The organism is Wolbachia endosymbiont of Zygogramma bicolorata (genome assembly GCF_051130665.1).
Lineage (GTDB): Bacteria > Pseudomonadota > Alphaproteobacteria > Rickettsiales > Anaplasmataceae > Wolbachia.
Genome location: NZ_CP149530.1, coordinates 902,898 through 926,401, shown reverse-complemented (window position 1 = coordinate 926,401; position 23,504 = coordinate 902,898). Strand labels below are relative to the sequence as shown.

General features: G+C 35.8%; 18 protein-coding genes, 1 tRNA gene and 5 pseudogenes. 15 read left to right on the top strand and 9 right to left on the bottom strand.

Annotated elements, in window-relative coordinates:
* Window positions 1–60: 60 nt before the first annotated feature.
* Window positions 61–1,416, top strand: coding sequence for an IS66 family transposase (gene tnpC, locus WKH12_RS04390; protein WP_434732010.1), 1,356 nt, complete (start codon window positions 61–63; stop codon window positions 1,414–1,416).
* Between the two features lie 36 nt (window positions 1,417–1,452).
* Here the strand turns inward: tnpC and WKH12_RS04385 are convergent.
* The 3 genes and pseudogenes from WKH12_RS04385 to WKH12_RS04375 all read right to left on the bottom strand — a co-directional run.
* A pseudogene (locus tag WKH12_RS04385) lies at window positions 1,453–1,741 on the bottom strand (hypothetical protein); the annotation flags it as partial.
* 52 nt (window positions 1,742–1,793) lie between these two features.
* Entirely contained in the window at window positions 1,794–2,690 is an 897-nt protein-coding gene (locus WKH12_RS04380) for a cation diffusion facilitator family transporter (protein ID WP_434732099.1), read from the bottom strand.
* 26 nt (window positions 2,691–2,716) lie between these two features.
* Window positions 2,717–2,789, bottom strand: a tRNA-Val gene (locus WKH12_RS04375).
* A 397-nt stretch (window positions 2,790–3,186) separates the two neighbouring features.
* Between WKH12_RS04375 and WKH12_RS04370 the strand changes: the two genes are divergently transcribed.
* The 8 genes from WKH12_RS04370 to WKH12_RS04335 all read left to right on the top strand — a co-directional run bounded on the left by WKH12_RS04370 (window position 3,187) and on the right by WKH12_RS04335 (window position 12,310).
* Entirely contained in the window at window positions 3,187–5,268 is a 2,082-nt protein-coding gene (locus WKH12_RS04370; RefSeq protein ID WP_434732098.1) for a hypothetical protein, read from the top strand.
* Between the two features lie 142 nt (window positions 5,269–5,410).
* Entirely contained in the window at window positions 5,411–6,727 is a 1,317-nt protein-coding gene (locus tag WKH12_RS04365) for a hypothetical protein (RefSeq protein WP_434732097.1), read from the top strand.
* Between the two features lie 676 nt (window positions 6,728–7,403).
* Window positions 7,404–7,694 (top strand): GIY-YIG nuclease family protein, encoded by a 291-nt coding sequence (locus WKH12_RS04360; RefSeq protein WP_265036635.1) that lies wholly within the window; start codon window positions 7,404–7,406, stop codon window positions 7,692–7,694.
* 340 nt (window positions 7,695–8,034) lie between these two features.
* Window positions 8,035–9,003, top strand: coding sequence for a hypothetical protein (locus WKH12_RS04355; protein WP_434732096.1), 969 nt, complete (start codon window positions 8,035–8,037; stop codon window positions 9,001–9,003).
* 1,113 nt (window positions 9,004–10,116) lie between these two features.
* Window positions 10,117–10,638 carry a cytochrome b gene (locus WKH12_RS04350; protein ID WP_434732095.1) on the top strand — a complete coding sequence of 174 codons (522 nt, stop codon included), beginning with the start codon at window positions 10,117–10,119 and terminating at the stop codon, window positions 10,636–10,638.
* A gap of 5 nt (window positions 10,639–10,643) precedes the next feature.
* Entirely contained in the window at window positions 10,644–11,684 is a 1,041-nt protein-coding gene (locus WKH12_RS04345) for an NAD(P)H-dependent flavin oxidoreductase (protein WP_434732094.1), read from the top strand.
* A 117-nt stretch (window positions 11,685–11,801) separates the two neighbouring features.
* Window positions 11,802–11,948: a hypothetical protein gene (locus tag WKH12_RS04340; protein WP_434732093.1), complete on the top strand. Its 147-nt coding sequence runs from the start codon at window positions 11,802–11,804 to the stop codon at window positions 11,946–11,948.
* 2 nt (window positions 11,949–11,950) lie between these two features.
* Complete coding sequence (locus WKH12_RS04335; protein WP_434732092.1) at window positions 11,951–12,310, top strand: hypothetical protein; 360 nt, start codon at window positions 11,951–11,953, stop codon at window positions 12,308–12,310.
* Here the strand turns inward: WKH12_RS04335 and WKH12_RS04330 are convergent.
* Window positions 12,297–13,311 (bottom strand): IS630 family transposase gene (locus tag WKH12_RS04330; RefSeq protein WP_434732091.1). Its coding sequence is split into 2 segments (ribosomal slippage): window positions 12,297–12,845 and window positions 12,847–13,311, totalling 1,014 coding nucleotides; the frame shifts between segments, so codons are not numbered across the junction. The two genes, WKH12_RS04335 and WKH12_RS04330, sit on opposite strands and share 14 nt — an antisense overlap.
* A 75-nt stretch (window positions 13,312–13,386) precedes the next feature.
* Here WKH12_RS04330 and WKH12_RS04325 point away from each other — a divergent pair.
* The 3 genes and pseudogenes from WKH12_RS04325 to WKH12_RS04315 all read left to right on the top strand — a co-directional run bounded on the left by WKH12_RS04325 (window position 13,387) and on the right by WKH12_RS04315 (window position 15,599).
* Window positions 13,387–14,232 (top strand): reverse transcriptase domain-containing protein, encoded by an 846-nt coding sequence (locus WKH12_RS04325; RefSeq protein ID WP_434732090.1) that lies wholly within the window; start codon window positions 13,387–13,389, stop codon window positions 14,230–14,232.
* A gap of 136 nt (window positions 14,233–14,368) precedes the next feature.
* Window positions 14,369–14,869, top strand: a pseudogene (locus WKH12_RS04320) (hypothetical protein); the annotation flags it as partial.
* A gap of 58 nt (window positions 14,870–14,927) precedes the next feature.
* Window positions 14,928–15,599: a VirB8/TrbF family protein gene (locus WKH12_RS04315; protein ID WP_434732089.1), complete on the top strand. Its 672-nt coding sequence runs from the start codon at window positions 14,928–14,930 to the stop codon at window positions 15,597–15,599.
* On the opposite strand, the gene WKH12_RS04310 is transcribed toward WKH12_RS04315, so the two are convergent.
* From WKH12_RS04310 to proS, 3 genes are all read right to left on the bottom strand, one after another.
* A complete protein-coding gene (locus tag WKH12_RS04310) occupies window positions 15,596–17,092 on the bottom strand; it encodes a proton-conducting transporter transmembrane domain-containing protein (RefSeq protein WP_434732088.1) in 1,497 nt (498 codons plus the stop codon). The two genes, WKH12_RS04315 and WKH12_RS04310, sit on opposite strands and share 4 nt — an antisense overlap.
* A gap of 384 nt (window positions 17,093–17,476) precedes the next feature.
* Window positions 17,477–17,848, bottom strand: a complete 372-nt coding sequence (locus WKH12_RS04305) for a holo-[acyl-carrier-protein] synthase (protein ID WP_253309486.1) — start codon at window positions 17,846–17,848, stop codon at window positions 17,477–17,479.
* The gene (gene proS / locus WKH12_RS04300; RefSeq protein WP_264688213.1) at window positions 17,845–19,113 is read right to left on the bottom strand and encodes a proline--tRNA ligase; all 1,269 of its coding nucleotides are present in this window, start codon (window positions 19,111–19,113) and stop codon (window positions 17,845–17,847) included. The genes WKH12_RS04305 and proS overlap by 4 nt, the downstream gene beginning before the upstream one ends.
* Before the next feature lie 307 nt (window positions 19,114–19,420).
* Here proS and WKH12_RS04295 point away from each other — a divergent pair.
* The 3 genes and pseudogenes from WKH12_RS04295 to WKH12_RS04285 all read left to right on the top strand — a co-directional run.
* Window positions 19,421–20,022: pseudogene (locus WKH12_RS04295) on the top strand (transposase); the annotation flags it as partial.
* A gap of 119 nt (window positions 20,023–20,141) precedes the next feature.
* Window positions 20,142–21,164, top strand: a complete 1,023-nt coding sequence (locus WKH12_RS04290; RefSeq protein WP_264735342.1) for an IS110 family RNA-guided transposase — start codon at window positions 20,142–20,144, stop codon at window positions 21,162–21,164.
* Between the two features lie 276 nt (window positions 21,165–21,440).
* A pseudogene (locus WKH12_RS04285) lies at window positions 21,441–21,779 on the top strand (IS5 family transposase); the annotation flags it as partial.
* A 178-nt stretch (window positions 21,780–21,957) separates the two neighbouring features.
* Here WKH12_RS04285 and WKH12_RS04280 read toward each other — a convergent pair.
* Complete coding sequence (locus tag WKH12_RS04280; RefSeq protein WP_434732653.1) at window positions 21,958–23,124, bottom strand: aspartate kinase; 1,167 nt, start codon at window positions 23,122–23,124, stop codon at window positions 21,958–21,960.
* A gap of 90 nt (window positions 23,125–23,214) precedes the next feature.
* Window positions 23,215–23,490: pseudogene (locus WKH12_RS04275) on the bottom strand (integrase core domain-containing protein); the annotation flags it as partial.
* Window positions 23,491–23,504 lie beyond the last annotated feature (14 nt).

The following is a 23,504-nucleotide window of genomic DNA, read 5'->3' as shown; positions in this document are numbered from 1 at the left end:
TGGTTTACAAAGTAAGTATAAAAGTGTAAAGAGATAGGAAGCTAAATATGGAATGGGTAAATGACAACAGTGCTGCAAGAAAAGGTTGTAGCAGAAAACGCTAATCTCAAGGAAGAAATAAAAGCACTGATCAGAGAAAATGATAGCTTGAAAGCAAAAATAGTTGAATTAGAAGACAAATTGGGCTTAAATTCGCAAAATTCATCGCTGCCACCATCACGAGATATATATCGTAAGAAAGCAAAAAAGAAAAGTGATAAAAAACCAGGAGGTCAGCCAGGACATAAGGTGCATAAGCGTGAATTAATGGCTGCAGACGAGGTAGTGAGATGCACAATTGATACAATTTGTATGTGTGGAGGTAAGATTACTTTAGAAGATGAAATTATTCATCAGAAGGCAGAGTTGCCAGAAATTAAGCCAATTGTAACTGAGTACAGGTTGCAAAGAGGACATTGTAGAGTATGTAATAAAAGAATTACAGCAAATTTACCCGAAGGTGTTGCAAGAGATTTTCTAGGACCCAATGCTAAAACAGTTATAAGCAGCCTTAGCGGCTTTTTTATTAACTCAAAAAGAGAGGTACAGCAAATTTTGGGCAGTATTTTTAATCTAAATATAAGCCTTGGTTTAGTCTCAAATACTGAACGCAGGGTATCGAAGAAGTGTGCATCTGAATATGAGAAAATGAAGGAAGAGTTGCAAGGAAGCGAGTATTTGCATATAGACGAAACAGGGCACAGAAATCAAGGAAAGAGAGGCTGGAGTTGGGTAATAACAAACAAAGCGTTGACACTTCTGAAGGTAAGCGAGTCTCGTGGTAAGAAGGTGTTGAAGAGTTTACTGCCAGAATATGATGGTATATTTGTGAGCGATAGATACGCTGTATACAATTACTTCAATCGTGAAAATAGACAGATATGTTGGGCACATCTGGCAAGAGATTTTGAGAGATTTGCCCATAGTAAAAATGTTGAAGTGAGCAAAATTGGCCAAGCACTAAAATCGCTCAGCAATAAGGTGTTTGTAGTAGATAAGGCAAAAAAACAAAATTTGATAGATAATTTGAGATTTTATCGACTGGTGCGAAAAATTCGGAAAAGGGTAAAACATTTTTTACGTAAAATGACGAGGGTTGCAAATAGCACTCAAGCTTCAAGAATGGCCGCTAAGATGTTACGATCTGAGGATATGATGTGGAAGTTTTTAAGAAAACCTGAAGTGATAGAAACAACTAATAACCTTGCAGAACGGCAAATTAGACGGTACGTAATTTATCGTAAAAACAGCTTTTTCACCTGGTCAGAACGTGGAGAAAGATTCGTGGAAAGAATGTTGTCGATATTTTTGACATCACGTCTCAATGGCCAGAACCCCTTTCAAAAGCTACAGAATCTAGTAGCTGTCACTGCTTAGTTCTTTAATTCATTCTCACAATCCGTGAACGGTTACTGTTATGAAAGCAGAAAACAAGAGGAAGGCTGCTACCTTGATTGCATTGTTCTTAAAAAATATTTCCCAATACTCCTTTTTACTTATTTTTTTGCTGTTTTGCCGCTTTTATTTCTTTGTAGATATAAAGAGTTTTAATTTCAGACCTGAAGAATATAGTACCAAGAGAAAAAAGAACATTAACAGGGTTAGTGATAATGCTTAAAGAAACAAAAGTTGCAAAGTAACTAACAAACTTTAGCCTGCTAGATTCCTTTGAAGGAAATTGTAATTGAGAAATACCTATCATAGCTTACCTTCAACATCATTACGCTCTAGTAATAGCATAGTAATTTAAAACGTCAATGTTTAAGTATCTTATTATCCGCACACTCATCGTATTCGATCTCGACTGTAGAGTGTGCTATCTCGAACCTATTTAGTAGTATTTTTTTTATCTCATACAAAATATCAGTGTGTTGTGCATCTTGCTTTACTTTGGCATGCATGGTAATTATAAAATAATTATCAGACAGTGACCATGCATGTATGTGGTGCACATCTATCACTTCAGGTAATTCTGATGTGATCTTACTTTTTATTTCCTCAGTAGATATCACTTCAGGTGTGCCTTCAAGAAGTATGTGGCAAGAATTCTTTAGAATTTTGTAGCCACTATTCAAAATGATTACACTGACAAATACCGATAAAATCGGATCCACCATTTGCCATCCAGTAAACATGATAATTATGGATGCAAGTATAGCAGCTACAGAACCTAAAATATCTCCTATAACGTGTAGTACAGCACTTTTTATGTTTATATTGCTCTCGCATTTACTATGTAATATAAAAAAGACTATAATATTAGAGATCAGGCCAAGTGTAGCAATTACTAACATTACTTTCCACTCAACATTTACCGGAAAAATAAATCTTTTTATTGACTCAATTATAATGATTACTGCAATGAAGAATAAAGTTAAACCATTAACAAATGCTGCAATTATCTGCAACCGATGATACCCGTATGATCTTTGCAAATCAGATTTCTTAGCTGAAAATTTGTGTGCTAACCAGCTTAAAACTAAGGCAAAGAGGTCAGTGAGCATATGCCCTGCATCTGATAGTAGAGCAAGCGAATGTGAAATTATTCCACCTACTATTTCCATAAACATTGTTATCGCAACTATTATTATGGAATAGATTAAGCGCTTGGACTGTGCTGCTGAGTGTTTGCCGTTATGCACTGCTGTCATATAAAATCTTTTCATGAACAAAAACGTGGGTAACACTGGGTTCGAACCAGCGACCGCTTGCACGTCAAGCAAGTGCTCTACCAACTGAGCTAATTACCCATCGTGGTTTTAGTATAGTGCTTTGGTGGAATGAAAGTCAATTTGCTTTTAAATTCTTACCCTATCCTAATGTAACGTTAGAACCTAGATTTTTTTTGTGGTCAAGCTATAGAGCCTATAGCTAGTGCAGGTCAGGTTTTCCTACGTCATACCGCGATTCATTCGCGGTATCTCAGCATAGATTCCGCTAACACGTAGCGGAATGACGAGTTCATAGCTTACCAAATTATCGGTAAATCTAAATTGCTTTAGTTATAGCTATATCTTATATTGTTCATATTAAATTAATTACTTATATTTTTTCACTAAGATATAGATTATACCAATATGAAAATTCACACTTTTTTAGTAGAGATCACCTTATATTTGAAGAGTTAATAAATTAGAGGTTAGAATTATGACAATCAATCAACAAATAAATAAAAATATAACTAAAGAAGAATACTTTAACAATAACGGCAAAGGGTTTAATTCGCCACATGTTGTAGAAGTTAAAGATTTAAATATTAAAGTAGAAGTTTATTCTCATAATTTAAGAGCAAGTAAAATTGCAACAATTGAAAGTGAGATAAAAGAAACAGCTACTAGTTTTAAAGATACATTCAAGTTAGAACACAGCAACTCAGAACAAACATTTAAAATTTATATGTTTGATGACAAGGATGATTACACTCACCTTGGCGGAAGCGAGCGTTTTGGTTCTTACCTTGGAGATGAAGGTGGTAAATGTTACTACAAAGGGGAAGCTGATGTTTTTGCTGAAATGTATGTCTATCAGCAAGGCGGCGTTCATAACCTTCAGCATGAATTTGCACATGGTTTAACTTACTTGGCTACAGGAGGTAAGCACCTACCTACAGTATTAATGGAAGGAATTGCAGATTACTTTGAGCATCATTCAGATCATAAATTCAATTCTCAAGGATCAAGTATCGACAAAACTGAAGCTGAAAATTTGGATTTAGATAAAATTTTAAGTTTAGAATATTCAAAGGACAGCGAAGCAAATAGCCTGGTTTATAAAACAGGTCATGCGTTGATAATGTACTTACAGGAAAAAGATCCTAGTTTATTAAGAGACTACCTAGATGCTTTACGTCAAGGTAACTCAGATGAGTCAAAAAGTTTCTTGAAAGACATAAAAGGACATGATGCTGACTTCAAAAGTTGGCTTGCTGAGAATGATACAGAAACTGCTATGGAAGAAATTAATGCCCTACAAGTTACAAAAGGAGATTTTATAGCAACTGGTCAAGAAATAGTTGATGGAGAAATTAAAAACATATCCTACTATAAAGCAAATATAGAAAAAATAGATGGAGAAAACGTTGGAAGTTTTTCTCCTGTAGAACATGTGTCGTTTTATGATTATGCTCGTGCTGTTAATAGGGCAACAAATGATAACCTCGATATATCAAAGGAATATCATTTCTTAAAGGCAGTAAAAACTGCTGATGGGCAGGTTAAGCTGACTTACTCTGATCAACAAGGTAATGAATATCAAAACAGCTTAGAGTATAAAAATCAGGCTTTAAGGACATTGTCAAATTACGATGAGAATTTAAAGAAAGTTTATGATAATGCATTAAAAGCCCTGGATGAGCAGATTCTCAAGGAATCCAATGAAGTAGGTGAAAAATACCATAGACAAGAGATTTCTTATGAAGAATCTTTAGGCAAATATCATTCAATTCCCTCCAAATATGAGGAATTAAAAGAAGCCTTGCTTGATAAAACCATAAACACTGGCTTAAAACAAGTAAAAGCGACTAAGAACATCGACGTAGAAAAGATGTTAGAAGAAATGATCAATATCGATTCAAACTTGATAAGAGGTACAAATCATATTGACCTACAAGAAGGTAAGATTTTCTCTATCAAAGCTCTTGGTCATGGAAATAAGGGTGCGCTGTCCATATATGATGGAAATACAAAGCTTGGAGAATTATTGAGCGAATCAGGATTTTTTAAGCAAGTTGAAGGCCAAACTAAAGAAACTTTTGTTTTTGAGGACATATTGCACAACTTAAATGTTCAATATGATGGTGGTGCTTATATTGCGGTTACAAAAGAAAATGGTCATTATAAAGCTTCCCTAATAGATGGCAGAACAGTTGAACGCGATGAATACTTTGATGAAGCGCATTTACACGAAAATGAATTGTTGCATCCTAGCACTGGACACATCCAAAAAGATTTAGATTCTCTGCTCCTTAGAGGTACCAAAATTTTGAATCATCAGGATTCAGAGCATGCACAATATTCTGATGAGCAAAAGGCAAATGGAGTAATCGTGGAAAAAGGAAAATTACTGGATAATAAGGGAACAGATAGGACAGACGACGATGTATACGAAGCGGTTGTAAAGCAAGGAGGCGAAAATCTACATGCATTCAAAAATATGGGCTTCTATATTACTGAAGAGGTGAAAAATGAAAGAGGTGAAGTTATAAATGAAAGTAATACCAAGTCTCATTAATAATAAGACAAATTAAAAATAGCCCTTTTGCCTGTAATTGCGGAGTTTAAGCAAATTTATAATATGTCCTATTTGTCTTCCCAATAACGAAGTTTGGTATAACTTGTTCATTCATGATCATGGAAAAAACGTAAGGTTTCACTTGCCAAGCAGTGTTACTCACCTAAAATTAGTGGAAAAAGATGGACAATATAAATTAGCACCGTCTGATTCTAAAGGAAGAGAATACAGTGGCATACCAGATGAATACAAATATATTGACCCAGTATTTGCACATGAATATGAGAAGAGAGATTATTCCCATAAACATGTAAATGTGGGCCTTATAAACTTAGAGAAATATGGCTCTGGCAAACTTTTTGCTATAAAGTACGACCCAAATGATTACCACATACAAAGAAACTCTAGCGGTGAAATAGTTAGAATAAAAGATCAAGCATATTTCACTAAAGTAAAACTATTTGATGGTGATACTGATGAAGAAATTGGAATGTTATCTAATAATTTCCATAACTTCAAAGGGAAAATATTCTTTTCTGCTGACTACAACTACAGTTATAACGATTTCCTCGCATCTGTTTCTCCTCAAGTTGAAATTGAGGACATGGGGAATGGAAGTAAAAAAATAACTTTCGATCAAGGTGATGGTGATATCGGTGACACTAATAGAGGCTACACGGACTATCAGAGAATATTCACAAAAGAGAAACAAACCGAAAGTCCAAAAGGGCAAGTAAGTGAAACTAAGACAGAAGTTGATACATCACACATAAGTCACAATACTACTAATGTTGTTGCACAAGCTGCTGAAGAGAGAACTGTATCAAACGACAATAGTGAAATGCAGTCTGATCAGCCACAAATTCCAACAAGGGCAAAAAGGTCATCTTCAGTGGAAGAGAAAGAGCAGGTATTAAAAGACACAATTCTCAAAATAGAAAAGAGCTACGAGCAGGACTCAGAAGGGAAGCACAAGGCAAATGTAACCATAGATTATCATGATGTAAAAGCCTTGTATGATAGAGCAGAAGGGGAAGATAAAAACTCTGTGTTAAAGTTTTGGCACAAATTGGCTGAATCAGGATATAAGGTTGGTGCTTTGCCGGAAGACAAATACTATTTTGAAAAAGGCAAATTCGTAATCCACGATAGTGGCACAAAGAAGCTTATAGTGTTACCTGAAGATAAGGTGTCCATCAAAATAATGAAGGATGGTGATAGTTATAGTTTGGCTATATCAAGTGGTAATGGCAAAGTAATAAGCAGCATTAGTAAAATAGATAATCCAAATTACGAATTGCTGTCAGATTCAAGTCATTTCAATTTAGGGGAGCAAGATAATATTGTATTATCAGATCAACATCACGAATATAATCTTTATCTAGAGAATGGCTTTGTGAAAATGTTTGATTACACAAGCGACCACATTTATCACGACCACAACTCAGCCTACATCTAATACATACAGGGAGGCAAGTATAGCTGATCCAAGCAACACGTCATACCGCCGCGGCGCTAACAAGCAGCGGGATACTTAACCGTCATACCGCGATTCATTCGCGGTATCTCAGCCGCTAACAAGTAGCGGGATACTTAACCGTCATACCGCGATTCATTCGCGGTATCTCTTAGCCGCTAACAAGTAGCGGGATGACAGCAGTCCTACGTCATACCACCGCGAACCGTCATACCGCAGCGGTATCTCTAGATCCCGCTAACAAGTAGCGGGATGACGGTTGTCAGGCTAGCTGTCATGCGAGTAGCCCCTTCGGTGTCATCCAAGTAGCCCCTTCGGTGTCATGCGAGTAGCCCCTTCGGTGTCATCCGAGTAGCCCCTTCGGTGTCATCCGAGTAGCCCCTTCGGTGTCATCCAAGTAGCCCCTTCGGTGTCATCCCAGTGCTTGACACTGGGATCCAGAAAACTTAACTTTAAATAAGTGGCTGCATCTGGGTCACGCGCTGGAATGACAGATCCGAGTAGCCCCTTCGGTGTCATCCCAGTGCTTGACACTGGGATCCAGAAAACTTAACTTTAAATAAGTGGCTGCATCTGGGTCACGCGCTGGAATGACAGATCCGAGTAGCCCCTTCGGTGTCATCCAAGTAGCTTGACACTGGGAATTTATTTACTATATATGAAAAGTTATTATGTTTATATACTTACAAGCAAGCACAATAAGGCTCTGTATATAGGTATAACGTCAAATTTAACTAAACGAATTTGGGAACATAAAAATAAAGTTATTTCTGGCTTTACATCAAAGTACAATGTGCAGAAATTAGTTTACTTTGAGGTATTTCAAGACGTAGGTTCAGCTCTGAACAGAGAAAAACTTTTGAAAAGCTGGAAAAGAGAATGGAAAATTGATTTAGTTGAAAGGGAAAACCCAAATTGGGCTGATTTGTATGATGAAATTACAAAATAAAATGAGATCCCAGTGTCATGCACTGGGATGACACCGTCATAGAGTGAACCAGCGTCACGCGCTGGAATGACAGATCCGAGTAGCCCCTTCGGTATCATCCCAGTAGCCCCCTTCTTGTCATCCCAGTGCCCAGACACTGGGATCTAGTTAAGTTGATGAGCATAAAAGTAGCCGTTTTATATTAAAGTACAACGTTTCTGATGATGGAAAAATGGATCCCAGTGTCATGCACTGGGATGACAGGAGAGGGGAGTGGGATGACAAGAGAAGAATTCTAAAATGAAAAGTTTCAAGGAAATCTTATGTAAAATCTAGCATTAACGAAAATTATACTATTTTCATGCATGCTATAGTTTTTATAATTAACGGAGAGTGTGATATGGCGGTTGGTTTAACATTTAAAGACAACACCGGAACTAATGTACAAGCTGATACCATTAAAAGTATAGTTTATGAAGATGATGCACAGAATAAGTACACTTTTGGTGTAGATAGTGCTAATAATATTTTCAACACTTTTAAGTATGAAGATCATGGTACTGCTGAAGTAGATTATAGCGCTACAGCAACAAAGTTCATGACTGGAGGTGCAGTTGCTGCATTATTAAGTATTGAAACTAACGTAGATGAAATAAAAGCTAAGACTGATAATATGCCTGCTGATTTAAAAACTGAGTTAACTACAATAACGACTGAGACTAATAAAATCGCAGATATTAAAACTAACGTAGGTGACATAAAAGCTAAGACTGATAATATGCCTGCTGATTTAAAAACTGAGTTAACTACAATAACGACTGATACTGGTAAAATAACAGCTATTGGAGCTAAAGTAGATAAAATAGAAACTAAGACTGACAACATACCTGATAATTTAGTAAATGAGTTAGCTTCACTAGCTAAATCTGTTGATGTCAATGCTATAAAGACTGATACTGGTAAAATCGCAGATATTGGAACTAATGTAGGTGACATAAAAGCTAAGACTGATAATATGCCTAATAATTTAAAAACTGAGTTAGTTAATTTAACTACAATAGGAAAGGCTATAAGTAATAATACCTTAGATCAAACTGCTAAATTAACACTACAAACCACTTTTGATAATGCTATCAAAAAGGCTATAGATGATCCTCAGTTCACAATAGATGTTCAACCTATACTGCAAAAGAATTTTAAGGAAGCTGTTGAAAAAGCTGGAGGCACCAGTGCTCATATATGGTTTAACAATCATGTGATAGATATAATGTCAAAACCAACCTTTGAGATCCCAACAAGTGATGATGCTGCACTTAACTGGACTTGGTAATCCAGCAAGTAGTCACGCTACTTGGATAACACCTATAGCTCTGTCATTCCAGCGCTTGACGCTGGAATCCAGGAAAGTTTGCTTGTAAGCAAGCAAACTTATTTGGTGAGTATAAAAGCATAGCTAACGCGAGCTCTACGCCATACCGCCGCGGTATCTCTAGATCCCGCTAACAAGCAGCGGGATGACGATTGTCAGGGTGTCATCCCAGTGCCTCTCTATAATGTCATCCCAGTGCCCAGACACTGGGATCTCATTTTACTTTATGACGGTGTCATCCTAATACCTTCCCCTGTCATCCAAGTAGCTAACACTGGGATCTCATTTTACTTTATGATGATGTTATGAAAGTAGCTGACACTGGGATCCAGAAGACTTAATTTCAACCAAATAATAAAGGCTAGATCCCAGTGTCACGCACTGGGATGACAGAAGAAGGTGCTGAGATGACAAGAAAAGGAGCACTGGAATGACACCTTCCTGCCCAGTTCATGTTGCTATAAATATTAAGAAATTTACCAAACGGAAAAAAGGCAAAAGAAGCCCCGTGGTTGGCTAATTACTTACATTATACTTTCAAGTATGGCGTTTTTTTATTCTAAACGCTTAATAACCGCGATTTAGCTGCTTTTTAATGCAACTAACCTTTAGTCATAAATGTTTAAGAAATTTACTAAACAGAAAAAAAGGCAAAAGAAACCCTAGGGTAGCTAATTATTCACTATCCATTTTTTAAGTTGGCGTTTTTTAATGTTTTAAATGCTTTATAAGCGTATTTCAGCTTGTATAGGTAAAAACCTAGAAATTTGATAAAGACATAGAGTGCACATAGTGCAAAAAATTAAACATGAGACGCCAGATACGTTGAGTTTTTTTGTCATTTAATCTGTACAGAGAAGATAAATAGCTTCACTATCATGATAAGGGGGCTGGCGAAGTTTGTCAAGGAAGTTTTGCATTTAATCCGTTTATGGCTTAGGTGCCGGCCAGCTACTTGACTCCCGGCTGGGTCGAATTTGTATAGCTACATTGTCGGTAAATCTAAATTGCTTTAATAATTTTGATTGAAAAATAGTTTTTCTATTATATAAATGCTACTTTAGGGTAATCAAAATGGAAGACGATAAATATAGCCTAGGTTTAAGAGTTATCCATTGGTTGATGGCTGTTTTTATTATTGGTATGCTTTGCTCTGGACTTGATATGAAAAGCTTACCACTTAGCAATGAGATTAAGTTCAACATATACGCTATTCATAAGGCTTGCGGTATCACTATTCTTGGACTAATCATAGTACGCATATTTTTTCGCGTCTTTACTTATGTTCCACCACTTCCAGTAAATTTTTCTCGGTTTGTAATCAATGCAAGTAAAACAGTACACTTTGGTTTATATTCTTTAATGGTGCTAATGCCACTATCTGGCTATGTTATGTCTTCTGCTTCTGGCAAAAAGATCAAGTATTTTTTTCATATCCCTTTGTTGATTAATCAAAACAAAGATCTAGCTAACACGGCTAATCAGCTACATTCGATGCTTGCATGTTTTATGGTACTCTTTATAATCTTGCATATACTTGGCGCTTTGAAACACACATTTATAGATAAGCAAAACATTTTTAAACGTATGATATAGGTTATATGTTAAGTATCCTCTGGAAAAAAGGAACAGATTTTCTTGGTAGTGAGTTTGCGATAATGGGTGGTGCTATGAGCTGGGTTTCAGAGAGAAACTTGGTTTCGGCAATCTCAAACGCTGGTGGTTTTGGTGTAATTGCATGTGGTACAATGTTTCCAGACCTATTGAAAAAAGAAATCATAGAGACACAGAAATTAACTAACAAATCATTTGGTGTAAACCTAATTACTATGCACCCAAAGTTGAGTGAGTTGATAGATGTGTGTATTGAAACGAAAGTAAGCCACATAGTGCTTGCTGGCGGATTACCAACGAAGCCTAATATAGAAAAAATTAAGAGTGCAGGCATTGAAGTTATGTGCTTTGCACCAGCATTAAGCCTTGCGAAAAGGTTAGTAAAAATGGGAGTAGATGCGTTAATAATAGAAGGAATGGAAGCAGGCGGGCACATAGGGCCAGTTAGCACTTCTGTTCTCGCACAAGAGATATTGCCTCATTTTAAAAATGAACAAATACCAGTGTTTGTTGCAGGTGGAATAGGAAGAGGTGAAATGATAGTTAATTACTTAGAAATGGGGGCAAGTGGCTGTCAAATAGGTACATTATTTGTCTGCACTAATGAGTCAATTGCCCACAAAAATTTTAAGAAAGTGTTTATTAAATCAGCCGCACGTAATGCAATACCTTCTGTACAGATAAGTGCTGATTTTCCTGTAATTCCAGTAAGAGCTATAGCCAACAAAGCAAGTGATGATTTTATGAAGCATCAAAAAAAAGTTATTGATGAATACCAAAAGGGACAGATCTCAAAAGAAGATGGGCAGCTTGAAATAGAAAAGTTCTGGGCTGGAGCTTTAAGAAGAGCAGTAATTGATGGAGATGTTGAAACGGGATCTTTAATGGCCGGTCAAAGTGTTGGCATGGTTGATAGGGAAAAGCCTGTAAAAGAAGTGATAGACATATTAATTCAACAGGCAAATAATTATATTGATAGCAAATCTGTAGAAGTAGAAAACCCAGTAGTTAGCAAAGCAAATAGTTAAGTGACTTTCCAATAAGCAAGTTGCTATAATTATCCATAATATGGCATAATTGCCCAGTTTTAATGTAAAATTAACGCTAAAAAGGTATCTATGCATTTTATTTGTATGGAGGAGTCTATGCTAAGTCCTTTAAAAAAACCTCAGAATAATGAAGAAGATATTAACCAACAATTGCACGGCACTATATACAAAAAGGTAACAAAAAAAACACATAATCATGAAAGCCAAAAAAAAATGGAGATGGAACTATCAAAAAATGCATAGAGTTGTTCAAGAAAGGAGCTAGTCCTGAGGTATTAACTAAATTAGAAAAATCGCTGAAAAAGCAAGAAGAATCTTATAATTATTACACCAAAAACTTTCTTCCAGCGTTGGAAGTAGAAATAACAAACTCAAAAAAACTAGACTCAAAAAAACAGGCAGCAATAGTACAAACAATTTTGGATATTACTAACAGGAGCAGCAATAAATATTCGAAAATAGAAGAACAACCTATTAATTCCATAAAAGAAGAGATCCCAGTGTCAAGCACTGGGATGACAGAAAATAATGTAGAAAGTCTAATGACGCAGGATCAGACTCAACAGAAATTAGAAAGTCTAATACCAAATCTCATAAATAAGTAGGCAAATAACTCACAGAACAAATGGTTTTGATCGAACTTTCCGTAATATTACGAATGAATGCACATACAATATCCTCCAATAAACTAACAGAGTCATATATTCTATTTTTAATGAGATTGTCTTTCAAATATTGCCATAAACGCTCTACTGGATTTAACTCTGGTGAATATGGAGGTAAATAGATTAAGGTAATATTTTGTGGTATTTTTAAACCTTTGGATCTATGCCATCCTGCACAATCCACAACAAGAAATGCCTCCCTTGTTCCTAAATATTGTGACATCTGCTCAAGGAATATATTCATACAATCAGTATTGACGTTTGGTACGAATAAGCTAGAACTCTCTCGATTTCTAGGATTAACTGCACTATAGAGATAAAAGTTTTGCCTACCTAATTTTACCTTAACCTGTGTCCTAATGCCTTTTTTAAACCACCCGTGTCCAATCTTTGAATGTGTGCCAAACCGCGACTCATCGAAGAAAAATAGCTCTTTTTCGGGATACGTGACAATAGTTTCATTAAGATTTTTTTTTAAACTCTTCTTGTTTATTTTTATCCTGTTTATTGTGCACAGGCCTTGGAGTAATATACGAAAAACCTAACTTTTGCATCAGTCTATGTGCTGTAGACTTACTTACCTCAATAGAAAACATTTTCTCAATTATGATTTTTAATTTCTTAGCCGTTAGGTTGGCTCCTTCTTCTGCTATGACATTTTTAATTTCTTCTTGCTGCTTGTAGCTCAACTTCGGCTTTACTCCACGTCCTGGTTGTATTTTAAACGCATTGACTCCTCCTTCCTTAAATCTTGTAATCCACTTCATCAATGTAGTTCTAGTAATTCGGTATATTTGAGCAACTTTTGTTATTCCATATTCTTTTGCAGATATTATTGCCTGTAATCTTCTTCCTATCTCTCCTCTTATGCCGTGCTTCTTTAATTCCAGGTTACACTTATTATATAATTCTTCTCCTATTGCTTTACTTTTTCCTGCCATAACTCCCCACTAATTCTTAAATTATTCTATTTTAGAAATTTTTCTTTATTCCTCTATTTATTTTTAGGAATTGGTATGAAATCCTACTTCGACAATGTGCGACATCATATTCTGATGGAAAAGATTGCCAAAAGAATAAATGACAAAGAAATCATGCGCATGATTAAGCTAATCCTCAAAACAGGAGGAAAACGAGGAATAGCACAAGGATCACCACTTTCGCCACTACTAAGCAATATATACCTAAATGAGGTAGATAAAATGTTGGAGAAAGCAAAAGAGGTGACCAAAGAAGGAAAGTACCAACGTATGGAATATGCCAGATGGGCAGACGATTTAGTGATACTGATTAGTGAACACCCGAAACGGGAATGGCTAGAAAGAGCAGTATACAGAAGGTTGGAAGAAGAATTAGCAAAACTAGAAGTGAGCGTAAATGAAGAAAAGACAAAAGTCATCAACCTAAAGAAAGGAGAAACATTTAGCTTCCTAGGGTTTGATTTTCAAGAGAATATCACAAGACAAGGAAAATGGAATGTCAGGAAAACACCGCAGATGAAAGCACGAACAAACCTGCTACGCAAGTTGAAGGAAATATTTCGGCGCTATAAATCGCAACCGATAAAAAGAGTGATACATGACATCAATCCGATATTGAGAGGGTGGGTAAACTACTTTAGGATAGGGAACTCTGGTCGAAAGTTCAATTACGTAAAACATTGGGTGGAAAAGAAGGTAAGACGCAACTTAATGCGAGCCAGGAAAGCAAAGAAAGGGTTTGGGTGGAAGAAGTGGAGTAGCGAATGGATATACAAAACGCTGGGTCTATATTCAGACTACAGAACAAGGTATTACAAACCGAAAGCATCACCAGTACAATATGTGATAAACTTTGGTAAAGAATCTGCTAGGAAAGCGTAGTGCGGGAAAACCGCATGCTGCGTTTGACGAGGCGGGAGCTGGAAACGTTAACATGGGAATTTGGATTGAGGCCTATTGTGAAAACAATGGATCAGCCACCAAACCCTAAAGTAGGCGCGCCAGTTCTCGACCCTACAAAGTCGTTAAATCCGATCATGATGATTATAAATTAACGTTTTGTAATTTTTTAGGTAATGAGTTCTTTGAATATAAAAAGTATGATCCACAATATTCTGGCGTTTCAGATGAATATAAGTTTGTGGATTTTGGTAGTGTAAAAAAGACTCATAATCTAAAATTTAAGGAATACGTTGGTCATGCACCTAAGTTTTTTGCTGCAGAAGGGCCTATTGAGCCTGGATCTCAAAACCATGCAATTGATCTATTTGAGCTAGTCAAAAGTGGTAAAGGTAGCAAAGTGGGAACCCTCGCTGATGAATTTGGTTATTTTGATGATCAAAATAAATTACATTATTATAATTATCACAAAAGTGCTGAAAGTAATATTTACAATCCTGAAAATTTCAGTGTAAAAATGATCAATGTAGATGTGAGCAAAATCGATAAATTCTACCTTATTGCGGAACAAGGTGATATAATCATTCATCCTATTTTGGAAAATTTAGACATATTTTAAAGTTTTTTAGAGTATCTAATCTTATTGTTATTATAATTGGGTTTGGTAGCATTGTGTTATGGAAGATAAATTGCTTGAATCAGTAAAAAACAAAAGTTATTTCAGTAAAGCAGTCGAATGGTACTGCCATAGGTATCTGTTTTGTGTAGCAGAAAGATCTTGGATGGCATTAATAGTATCGCTTCTCCTAGTATGCTTATGTTTATTAATATTAAACATATACCTGTTATTTCCTGTTAAAAAAGATTTAAATTTTGTGAAGTACATGAACCACACAGAAGATGAGTTCTCTGCAATACATAAGCTTAGTTTCAGTAAAAAGGAAGATGAATACACTTCCACAGCGAGGTACTTAATAAGTAAATACATTGAAATATACGAGTCCATTAAGATCGTTGAACCGAAGTACCAAGAAAATTTTATAAGAAACAATTCTATACATAAAATCTATCAAGGCTTTCAGGAAAAAACGAACAATGAAGCTGTTAGTTCACCTTCATCCAAAAGAAAAACTGCCAACATAAATGTAATAACATTATCTATTGATCGATCGACCAAGGACTTAGTTACATTTGCTGGAAATGCTACTGTAGTTTTTACAACCGAGCAAAATAAGGAGGTGAAAGATCATACTGTGGAGATTAGCTTCACTTTGTCGAGTATAAAAGCAACTCTGGCTGGTATAATACCATTTAAATTTATTGTTAATGGTTATAAATACAGATTTTAAAATATTACTTGGTAGCTAAAAAAAATAACTAAAGTGCATGTAGCAGTAATAACTGGAGGTAAAACTAGAAGAATTGGCGTTTTTTTAATAAAGTAATTCTGAGAAGGTTTTAAGAAAAAGGCATTGTAAATTATCGGTAAAAAGTACAGAGCGTTAAGTATAGTACTAACAATTAACACTAGAGTTACAAACACAGAAAGTATTACATTGCCAGAGTTGAAAACAGCTTGAAAAATGAGAAATTTACCCCAAAAAGTCGGAGTAGGCGGCACCCCTATCATAGACAATGCACCTATAGCAAATGCTGTCATGTTAATTGGCATACTGCGTCCTATACCGTGAATCTTATCTATATATTTCTCACCTGTTTTCGTTATTATTGCTCCGGCAATGAAAAACAAAGTGATTTTTGCAAATGCGTGGCAAACTAATTGAAAAATTGCAACCCTCATGCTGAGCTCACTAAAAATTGAAGCAAATAATATAATATACGACAATTGAGAGATGGTAGAGTAAGCAAGCAATTTCTTTAATTCTTTTTGCTTTAATGCAATCAATGATGCAGTAATAATAGTAAATCCAGCAGCGTACGGAAGCCACCCTCCAGCAAACCAATTTTGCTGCACAAAACGTTGTATGTTATCGACGCCGAAAGTGTATAATATAACTTTTATGATGATGAAAACTCCGGATTTCACAACAGCAACAGCATGTAATAGTGCACTCACAGGAGTTGGTGCAACCATTGCTTTTGGTAACCAAAAATGCATTGGCATTAATGCAGCTTTTCCTATTCCATAAATCAGCATAGCAAAACACACTGCAATGAAAGTGATGAGTGAAGTATCAAATTTGAATATTCCACCACTTACAAAGTCTAAAGTATGAAATTCATTATATAAAAGGCCTATTGCAGGAAAAAATAATACTAAAGAAGAGAAAAATAGCACGCCAAAGTAATAGCGCCCTGCAATCATTGATTCATTTGTTGAGTTGTAAGTAACCAGAGGGTATGTACTAATAGTTAGAAGCTCATAAAAAACAAATGTAGTGAGCAAATCTCCAGAAAAAGCAATAAACATTGCACAGCTAATCGATATTGAAAAAAAGCATAGAAAACTTGAGTGATTGCTATCAGCATAGTTATTCTGCATATAACATATTGCGTATATACTGGTTAGTATCCATAAAAACGATATTAATAAACTGAATATTACTCCGGTAGACTCTAGCTTTAAACTAATGTGCAAATTATTACCAAAATCCATGAGAATAAATTGAGAATGATCACCATATACCCAATATAAAGTGCACAGACACGTATACGTAAACAGAAGTACAGAAGAAATGACAGTAATACTATTGTTCACTCCGGGCCATTTACCAGTAAAAAAGATAACAAAAGCACTTAAAAGCGGAATCAATGCAGTAATTAATAAGTAATTTTCGGTAATTGAAAATGGTAAGGAAAGATACATTAAGATATAGTCCATTAAATTTTCTGTTTAGGTAAAGCTAGAATTATACTCAAATCATAGAAAAACCGCTATGTTTTTTTGGTAAACTAGTTGTTTGTGTATGCTATAGCTATACCGCCGCGGTATCTCTAGATCCCGCTAACACGTAGCGGGATGACGAATTTGTCGTTACGTCATACCGCGATTCATTCGCGGTATCTCATCCGCTAACTAGTAGCGGGATGACGAGCTTATCGTCATGCCACCGCGAACCGTCATACCGCCGCGGTATCTCGGCATAGATTCCGCTAACGAGTAGCGGAATGACGAATTTGTTGTTTTTCAAATTGTCGGTAAACCTAAGTCAGTTTAGCTATATAGATAGCATAAAGTCAACTGCATAAATTGAAACAATATCTGCTAGACGCAAATTATAACAAATGCAGTAGCGTAATCTCCATCGTCACTCAGAGAAAGATGAATCTTGTAGTCCTTTGAGATGAAATCCTTTCTGACAGCAATATATGGTTTTCCTCTTACATCGCTGTATATTTCTATATCTTTCATTATAATGCCCTGGCTAAATCCAGTACCTCGTGCTTTAACAAAAGCTTCTTTTGCTGCAAAGCGTTTGGCAAAATACCTTGCTCGCATTTCTTGACTATTATACTTTCTACTTAGCTCTATTTCTTTTTCAGTGTAGATTCTATTGAGAAATTTTTCCCCGTATTTTTGTAATATTCTCAATACTCTTGGTATATATACTATGTCAGTGCCGATACCGCGTATCATTTTGTGCTAAAGCGATTTATTGCTTCCTCAATCTGCATTTCTTTTACCTCTCCAGTTGCTCTATTTTTTACTTCAACTATATTTTCATCTATTGCCTTTTTTCCAACAATTATTTGCCACGGCAAGCCTATCAGATCCATTCTAGAAAATTTTACTCCTATACTTCTTTCCGTATCATCGTAAAGCACTTCATCACTTTTCAAAGCTTTGTATATTTTATCTGCAGCCTCCGTTACTTTCGTTTGTAAATTGATTAAACCAATTCTGAAAGGAGCTACCGCTTCTGGCCAGATAATTCCCTTATCATCATGAAAAGCTTCTATTATTGCACCGACAAGCCTTGAAACCCCAATGCCATACGAACCCATATGCATGTTGACATTTTTTCCATCTTGAGAAGTAACACTTGCCTTCATAGGCTTTGAGTATTTGTCGCCAAAATAAAAAATATGCCCTATTTCAATACCTTTACTAACATTTAACTGCTCTTGCGGCACAAGGCAAGTTTTAGGGTCGTGCATATCATCTGCAACTGCATATATATTCTTCAAACTTTCAACATCTTCACTTTCCAGTAGTTCAGAAAATTTATTGTCATAATATAAAGTGCTCTCACCAGTGTTTGCCAATATATGAAACTCGTGGCTCAAATTTCCTCCAATTGGCCCAGTGTCCGCTCTCACTCCAATTGGAGTAAGTCCCATGCGTTTGAAGATTTTTATGTAAGTTTTGTACATCAAATTATATGAATTCAGTGCACCTTCGTAATCTACATCAAAACTGTATGCATCCTTCATCAGAAATTCCCTACCCCTCATAACACCATAGCGTGGTCTTACCTCATCACGGAATTTCCACTGGATATGATACAAACAAAGTGGCAAATCTTTGTAACTTTTTACCACATCTCTAATTAGATCAGTTGCTACCTCCTCATGCGTTGGACCGAAAAGCATATCTTCCTCATGCCTATCCCTTATACGTAGCATTTCCTTACCGTAATCATCGTAACGTCCCGATTCTCGCCAAAGATTTGCTGGTTGCACACAAGGCATTAATGCTTCAATTGCACCAGATTTATCCATTTCATCTCTGATAATATCTTCAATATTCTTAAGCACGCGCAGACCAAGCGGCAACCACGTATAGATGCCAGATGCTATCTGCTTTATTAAACCTGCACGTAAAGAATATTGATGGGAGATAATTTTAGCATGGGTAGGCTTTTCCTTTAGAGTTGGTAGGTAATATTTGGATAAACGCATATAATAGACCTGATTGTATTAAGTAATCTTAATACAATCAGACCTGTAGGTAAACTTATTTTGAAAAAGAAGGGAAGTGTGTGGTACTTCCCTTGATAATTTTATAGCTACCGTGGTCTTGGTACAACATTTTCATCCCGCTAACACGTAGCGGGATGACGATTGTCAGGGTGTCATCCCAGCGCCCCTATGATGTCATCCGAGTAGCTGACACTGGGATGGCTTTGTTGCATCGCTCAAGTGAAAAGAACTGGCAGTTACTGACAAAATTCATTATAAATAGCCATTTAACTGTTGAAGAAAAAATATGCCACAAAAAATGAGAGTCAGTAACTGCCATGAATATAACAAATTTCTCCAAGAAAGAGGAAGCATTTTTTGTTATATCAATAACGCCATAGAAAATTGGTACGAGAATTGTCCAAAAATGCAGGGCGGCAACTATATTTATAGTGATAAAGTTGTGATTTTGGTGCATATAATCGTCAGTTTCTTTAGAATTGGTTTAAGACAAACAGTCGGGTTTATAAAAGGGTATTTGCAACAAATAGGAAGAGATTTGGCAGTTATCAGCTATTCACAAGCATCAAAAGAAACTTAATATTAAGATAAATGATTGCAGAATTGATAAAAATAATATGGAAGATATCGAAATTGCTATAGACAGTACAGGAATTAGTATATACAACAACACACAGCAAGGAAAATAGCAATGACAGAAAATATCGTGGCTATGAGCAAACGAGAAAATTGCACGTAATGTTGAATATAAACAACAAAAAAGCCATAGCTGTAAAATACAGTAACGGTGTCTACTCTGATCACTATGGAGCTTGTGATTTGCTAAAAGAAGTTGATTTTCAGCATGCCATAAAAGCACTATATGCAGATAGAGCATGTGATAGGCACATACTGTAATTGCTGTTGAATGATGGAGAGACATACTCCATTATTTTAACACGAAGTAACGAATTCAGTAGAATAAGTTCTTCAAAAACAATTTAAACTTTTACAGTAGGAGTAGTCTCATGAAATATTATAGCGGATTAGATGTCTCACTCAAAGAAACTTTCATTAGTATCGTTGATGAGAAAGGAAAGATTGTTAAAGAAGGAGTTGTTGCAAGCGAAAGCAAGGCAATAGCAGAGTACTTGCTTGAACAAGGCAAAAATTACGAAACTATAGGAGTAGAAAGTGGACAACTTTCAATATCAATGTGCAAAAAATTAAGGAGTTTTGGCTTGCCAGTAGTTTGTGTAGATGCAAGACATATGGCAGCAGCTTTGTCTGCAAGAATCAATAAAAACGATAAGAATGATGCAAGAGGTATAGCTCAAATGATGAGGGCTGGGCTATATAAAGAAGTACTAGTAAAATCGGATGAATCTTGTCAAATTAAAATAGCACTTGGAAGTAGAAGACAGTTAACATGCAGCTACCAGCAGATTGTTGGGACAATAAGAGGGTTATTAAAAATATACGGGATAAAGCTCGGTCAAGGGTCAAAATTTGAAAGCTTGTCTTTAAGAATAGAAAAAGCAATTAAAGATTTGGATGAAATAAGTAAGGCTTCAATTGGAGCGTTAGTTTGTAGTTTAGAGGCAATAGAGAAGTCATTGGAAAAACTTGACAAGATGCTCTTAGAACAAGGCAAAAAAGATGAGGATTGTAAATTATTAACTACTGCTCCAGGTGTTGGTACTATAGTAGCAATGACATATAAAGCAACAGTGGATAACCCAAATAGATTTGAAAGATCTAGTACAGTTGGAGCGTATATGGGGTTAACACCAAGACAATATGCTTCTGGAGAAATTGATCGGCATGGTAGTATATCAAAAATGGGGCCCATGGAATGTCGAAGTATGTTATATGAAGCTGCACAAGTCTTACTTACAGTTAGTAAGAAAAATTTTAAGTTGAAAAGCTGGGGGTTAAAACTTGCAAGGAAAAAAGGGATGAAGAAAGCAATTGTAGCAGTAGCAAGAAAATTGGCTGTAATTATGCACAGGATGTTGGTCAATAAAACAGAATTTTGTTATTACAATTAAGAGGAGCATAAACAATAATTTTACTCGAGGTAGTAATGCCGATGGAAGGGATAAGCAAGAAAAAACCTTGAAGCCTAGACTTCGTTGGGCACATGTTGCCGTCCACTTCCACCTAACAAGTATAGTGCGGCTTGACAAGTTTGTTGTCATATCAGACCGCGGAGAGAACCATGGAAGCACACTGCTCTTGTATGTAAAATTATTAAAGATTATGTAGGAAATATGTTATTTTGGTTTATATAAAAATTATTGTTGACTTATGTGCAATTAGAGAACAAGTTTTATAAGTTGTGTAACGAATATGATATAAAGACAAAAATTCCACCAATAAACAATGCGGCAGAACATCCAGAAATAGATTATATGTCTGACAGGAATGCTGCTATTAGGTTAATAAAATTATACGGTGAAGATGGCATGAAAGAATGGAAAAAAGAAGTAAATTATGGGAAAAGATCTTATATTGAAGGGTTTTTCTCAAGATTAAAGCAAATATTCGGATTTAGTTTTAGGAATAAATCTGAGATAAATCGAGAAAAAGAACTGCTAATCAAATGCTATTTGCTTAATAAATTCACTGATATTGGTATGGCTAAATTTGAGATAGTTACATGAATTTACCATAAATCACCATCTCATAAAGTGTGATGCAACAAAGCCATCCCAGTGTCTGGGCACTGGGATGACACCGTCATAAAGGAACCAGTGTCAGCTATTTGGATGACAGGAGAATGACACCCTCCTGGTAGGCCCAAATTGCAATGTTCGTACAGTTGTGGACGTCGAGCCTATCCTAGTGTTGCATATCAAGCTCATACTCAGTATGTAAATCTTTGACCAAAGCTACAACGTATTCTTTTTGAACAATTATACTGATTTTGATTTCGGATGTTGTGATAGCAAGTATTTCTATCTTTTTTTCGCTTAAAACCTTGAGTGTGCGGTGCATCACTTCAGTGTTAGACATAACACCAATACCAATTATTGAAATTTTAGCTACATTATCGTTTATAGCATAATTTTCATTCTTATTCAGTAACTTTTCCATTAAATCAATATCAAATTTGGAGATAACAAAACTTGACCCATGTATCATATCAATTTTAACGTTTGCCCCTACTATATCTCTTAAAGTACGCAAGTTATTTGCAAGGTTAGTGAAAGTTACAAGAGCTTCATTAGTGCTATAAGCTATTCCAGTAATTAAGTATCTCTCTAGTACATCCCTTTTGTGTAGTACTGTGGTGCCTTCTACTTCTTTAAAAGTGGATAGCACTTGCACTTTAATGTTATGCTTCATTGCAAGTTGTACTGAACGATTATGCAGTATTTTAGCACCAGATGACGACATTTCCAACATTTCATCGTAAGAGATAAATTTGAGCTTGCGTGCCTTTGGAACAATTCTCGGGTCTGCTGTATATATTCCATCAATATCAGTAAAAATTTCGCAAGTTCTAACACCAAAGGCTACCGTGAAGGCAACTGCTGACATATCAGAGCCTCCTCTTCCAAAAGTAGTGATTCTATCATCATTTATACCCTGAAAACCAGCGATGATCGCAGCAGTATAACCCTCAGCAAAAGATCTTTTCACACGGTCAATCTTTATTGTTTTTATTTTAGACTCAGAATAAAAATCATCAGTTACAATCGGTAACTGCCAGGCAAGCCACGATTTAGCATTAACTCCGATCGATTGGAGAGTGATAGCTAATAGACCGCAAGAAATTTGTTCTCCTGCTGAAAGCATAACGTCATACTCTGATAACTCTTGTCTGCAACTTAAATTTGAGATTTGCCTAGCCTGAAAAGCCATTTGGTCAGTAAATCCTGCAACAGCAGATACAACAACGATTACATTACAACCTTTCTCAATATCGTTTTTTATCAAATTTGCAACTCGGTTTAAATCAGTTAGCGAAGTCCCACCAAATTTTTTTATGATTATTTTGTCCATAGTTACAATATAACTCTCTTCTGAAGAAAAATATAGTTTTTGTAGAGATAGAGGTTGTCCGGAAACTAGAATTAAGGTAGAGTATAAGATATATGGTTCCAGAGTGTGATGGTGTGGATCTATTATAAATAATTCAGGAGACTTTGTCAACTGAGAACATATAAATTCAAAAGGCGTAAGACCCCTAAGAGCTTTGAGTCTCTTTGCATAATTGTAGGCCATAACAAAGTCATAAAGATGCTCCTTAAGTTGCTGATGCGAACGATAGTAATATTTCTTAACTGTAGCATTCTTTAAAGTTTTATTCATACGTTCAACTTGTCCATTTGTCCAAGAATGGCTAACTTTTGTCAGACGATGTTCAATGGTAACCGTTCACG

What these genes read in the sequence shown, in the direction of transcription:
- tnpC (WP_434732010.1), top strand. Translation starts at nt 61, where the DNA reads ATGACAACAGTGCTGCAAGAAAAGGTTGTAGCAGAAAACGCTAATCTC.
- WKH12_RS04380 (WP_434732099.1), bottom strand. Translation starts at nt 2,690, where the DNA reads ATGACAGCAGTGCATAACGGCAAACACTCAGCAGCACAGTCCAAGCGC.
- WKH12_RS04370 (WP_434732098.1), top strand. Translation starts at nt 3,187, where the DNA reads ATGACAATCAATCAACAAATAAATAAAAATATAACTAAAGAAGAATAC.
- WKH12_RS04360 (WP_265036635.1), top strand. Translation starts at nt 7,404, where the DNA reads ATGAAAAGTTATTATGTTTATATACTTACAAGCAAGCACAATAAGGCT.
- WKH12_RS04355 (WP_434732096.1), top strand. Translation starts at nt 8,035, where the DNA reads ATGCATGCTATAGTTTTTATAATTAACGGAGAGTGTGATATGGCGGTT.
- WKH12_RS04350 (WP_434732095.1), top strand. Translation starts at nt 10,117, where the DNA reads ATGGAAGACGATAAATATAGCCTAGGTTTAAGAGTTATCCATTGGTTG.
- WKH12_RS04345 (WP_434732094.1), top strand. Translation starts at nt 10,644, where the DNA reads ATGTTAAGTATCCTCTGGAAAAAAGGAACAGATTTTCTTGGTAGTGAG.
- WKH12_RS04340 (WP_434732093.1), top strand. Translation starts at nt 11,802, where the DNA reads ATGCTAAGTCCTTTAAAAAAACCTCAGAATAATGAAGAAGATATTAAC.
- WKH12_RS04325 (WP_434732090.1), top strand. Translation starts at nt 13,387, where the DNA reads ATGAAATCCTACTTCGACAATGTGCGACATCATATTCTGATGGAAAAG.
- WKH12_RS04315 (WP_434732089.1), top strand. Translation starts at nt 14,928, where the DNA reads ATGGAAGATAAATTGCTTGAATCAGTAAAAAACAAAAGTTATTTCAGT.
- WKH12_RS04310 (WP_434732088.1), bottom strand. Translation starts at nt 17,092, where the DNA reads ATGGACTATATCTTAATGTATCTTTCCTTACCATTTTCAATTACCGAA.
- WKH12_RS04305 (WP_253309486.1), bottom strand. Translation starts at nt 17,848, where the DNA reads ATGATACGCGGTATCGGCACTGACATAGTATATATACCAAGAGTATTG.
- proS (WP_264688213.1), bottom strand. Translation starts at nt 19,113, where the DNA reads ATGCGTTTATCCAAATATTACCTACCAACTCTAAAGGAAAAGCCTACC.
- WKH12_RS04290 (WP_264735342.1), top strand. Translation starts at nt 20,142, where the DNA reads ATGAAATATTATAGCGGATTAGATGTCTCACTCAAAGAAACTTTCATT.
- WKH12_RS04280 (WP_434732653.1), bottom strand. Translation starts at nt 23,124, where the DNA reads ATGGACAAAATAATCATAAAAAAATTTGGTGGGACTTCGCTAACTGAT.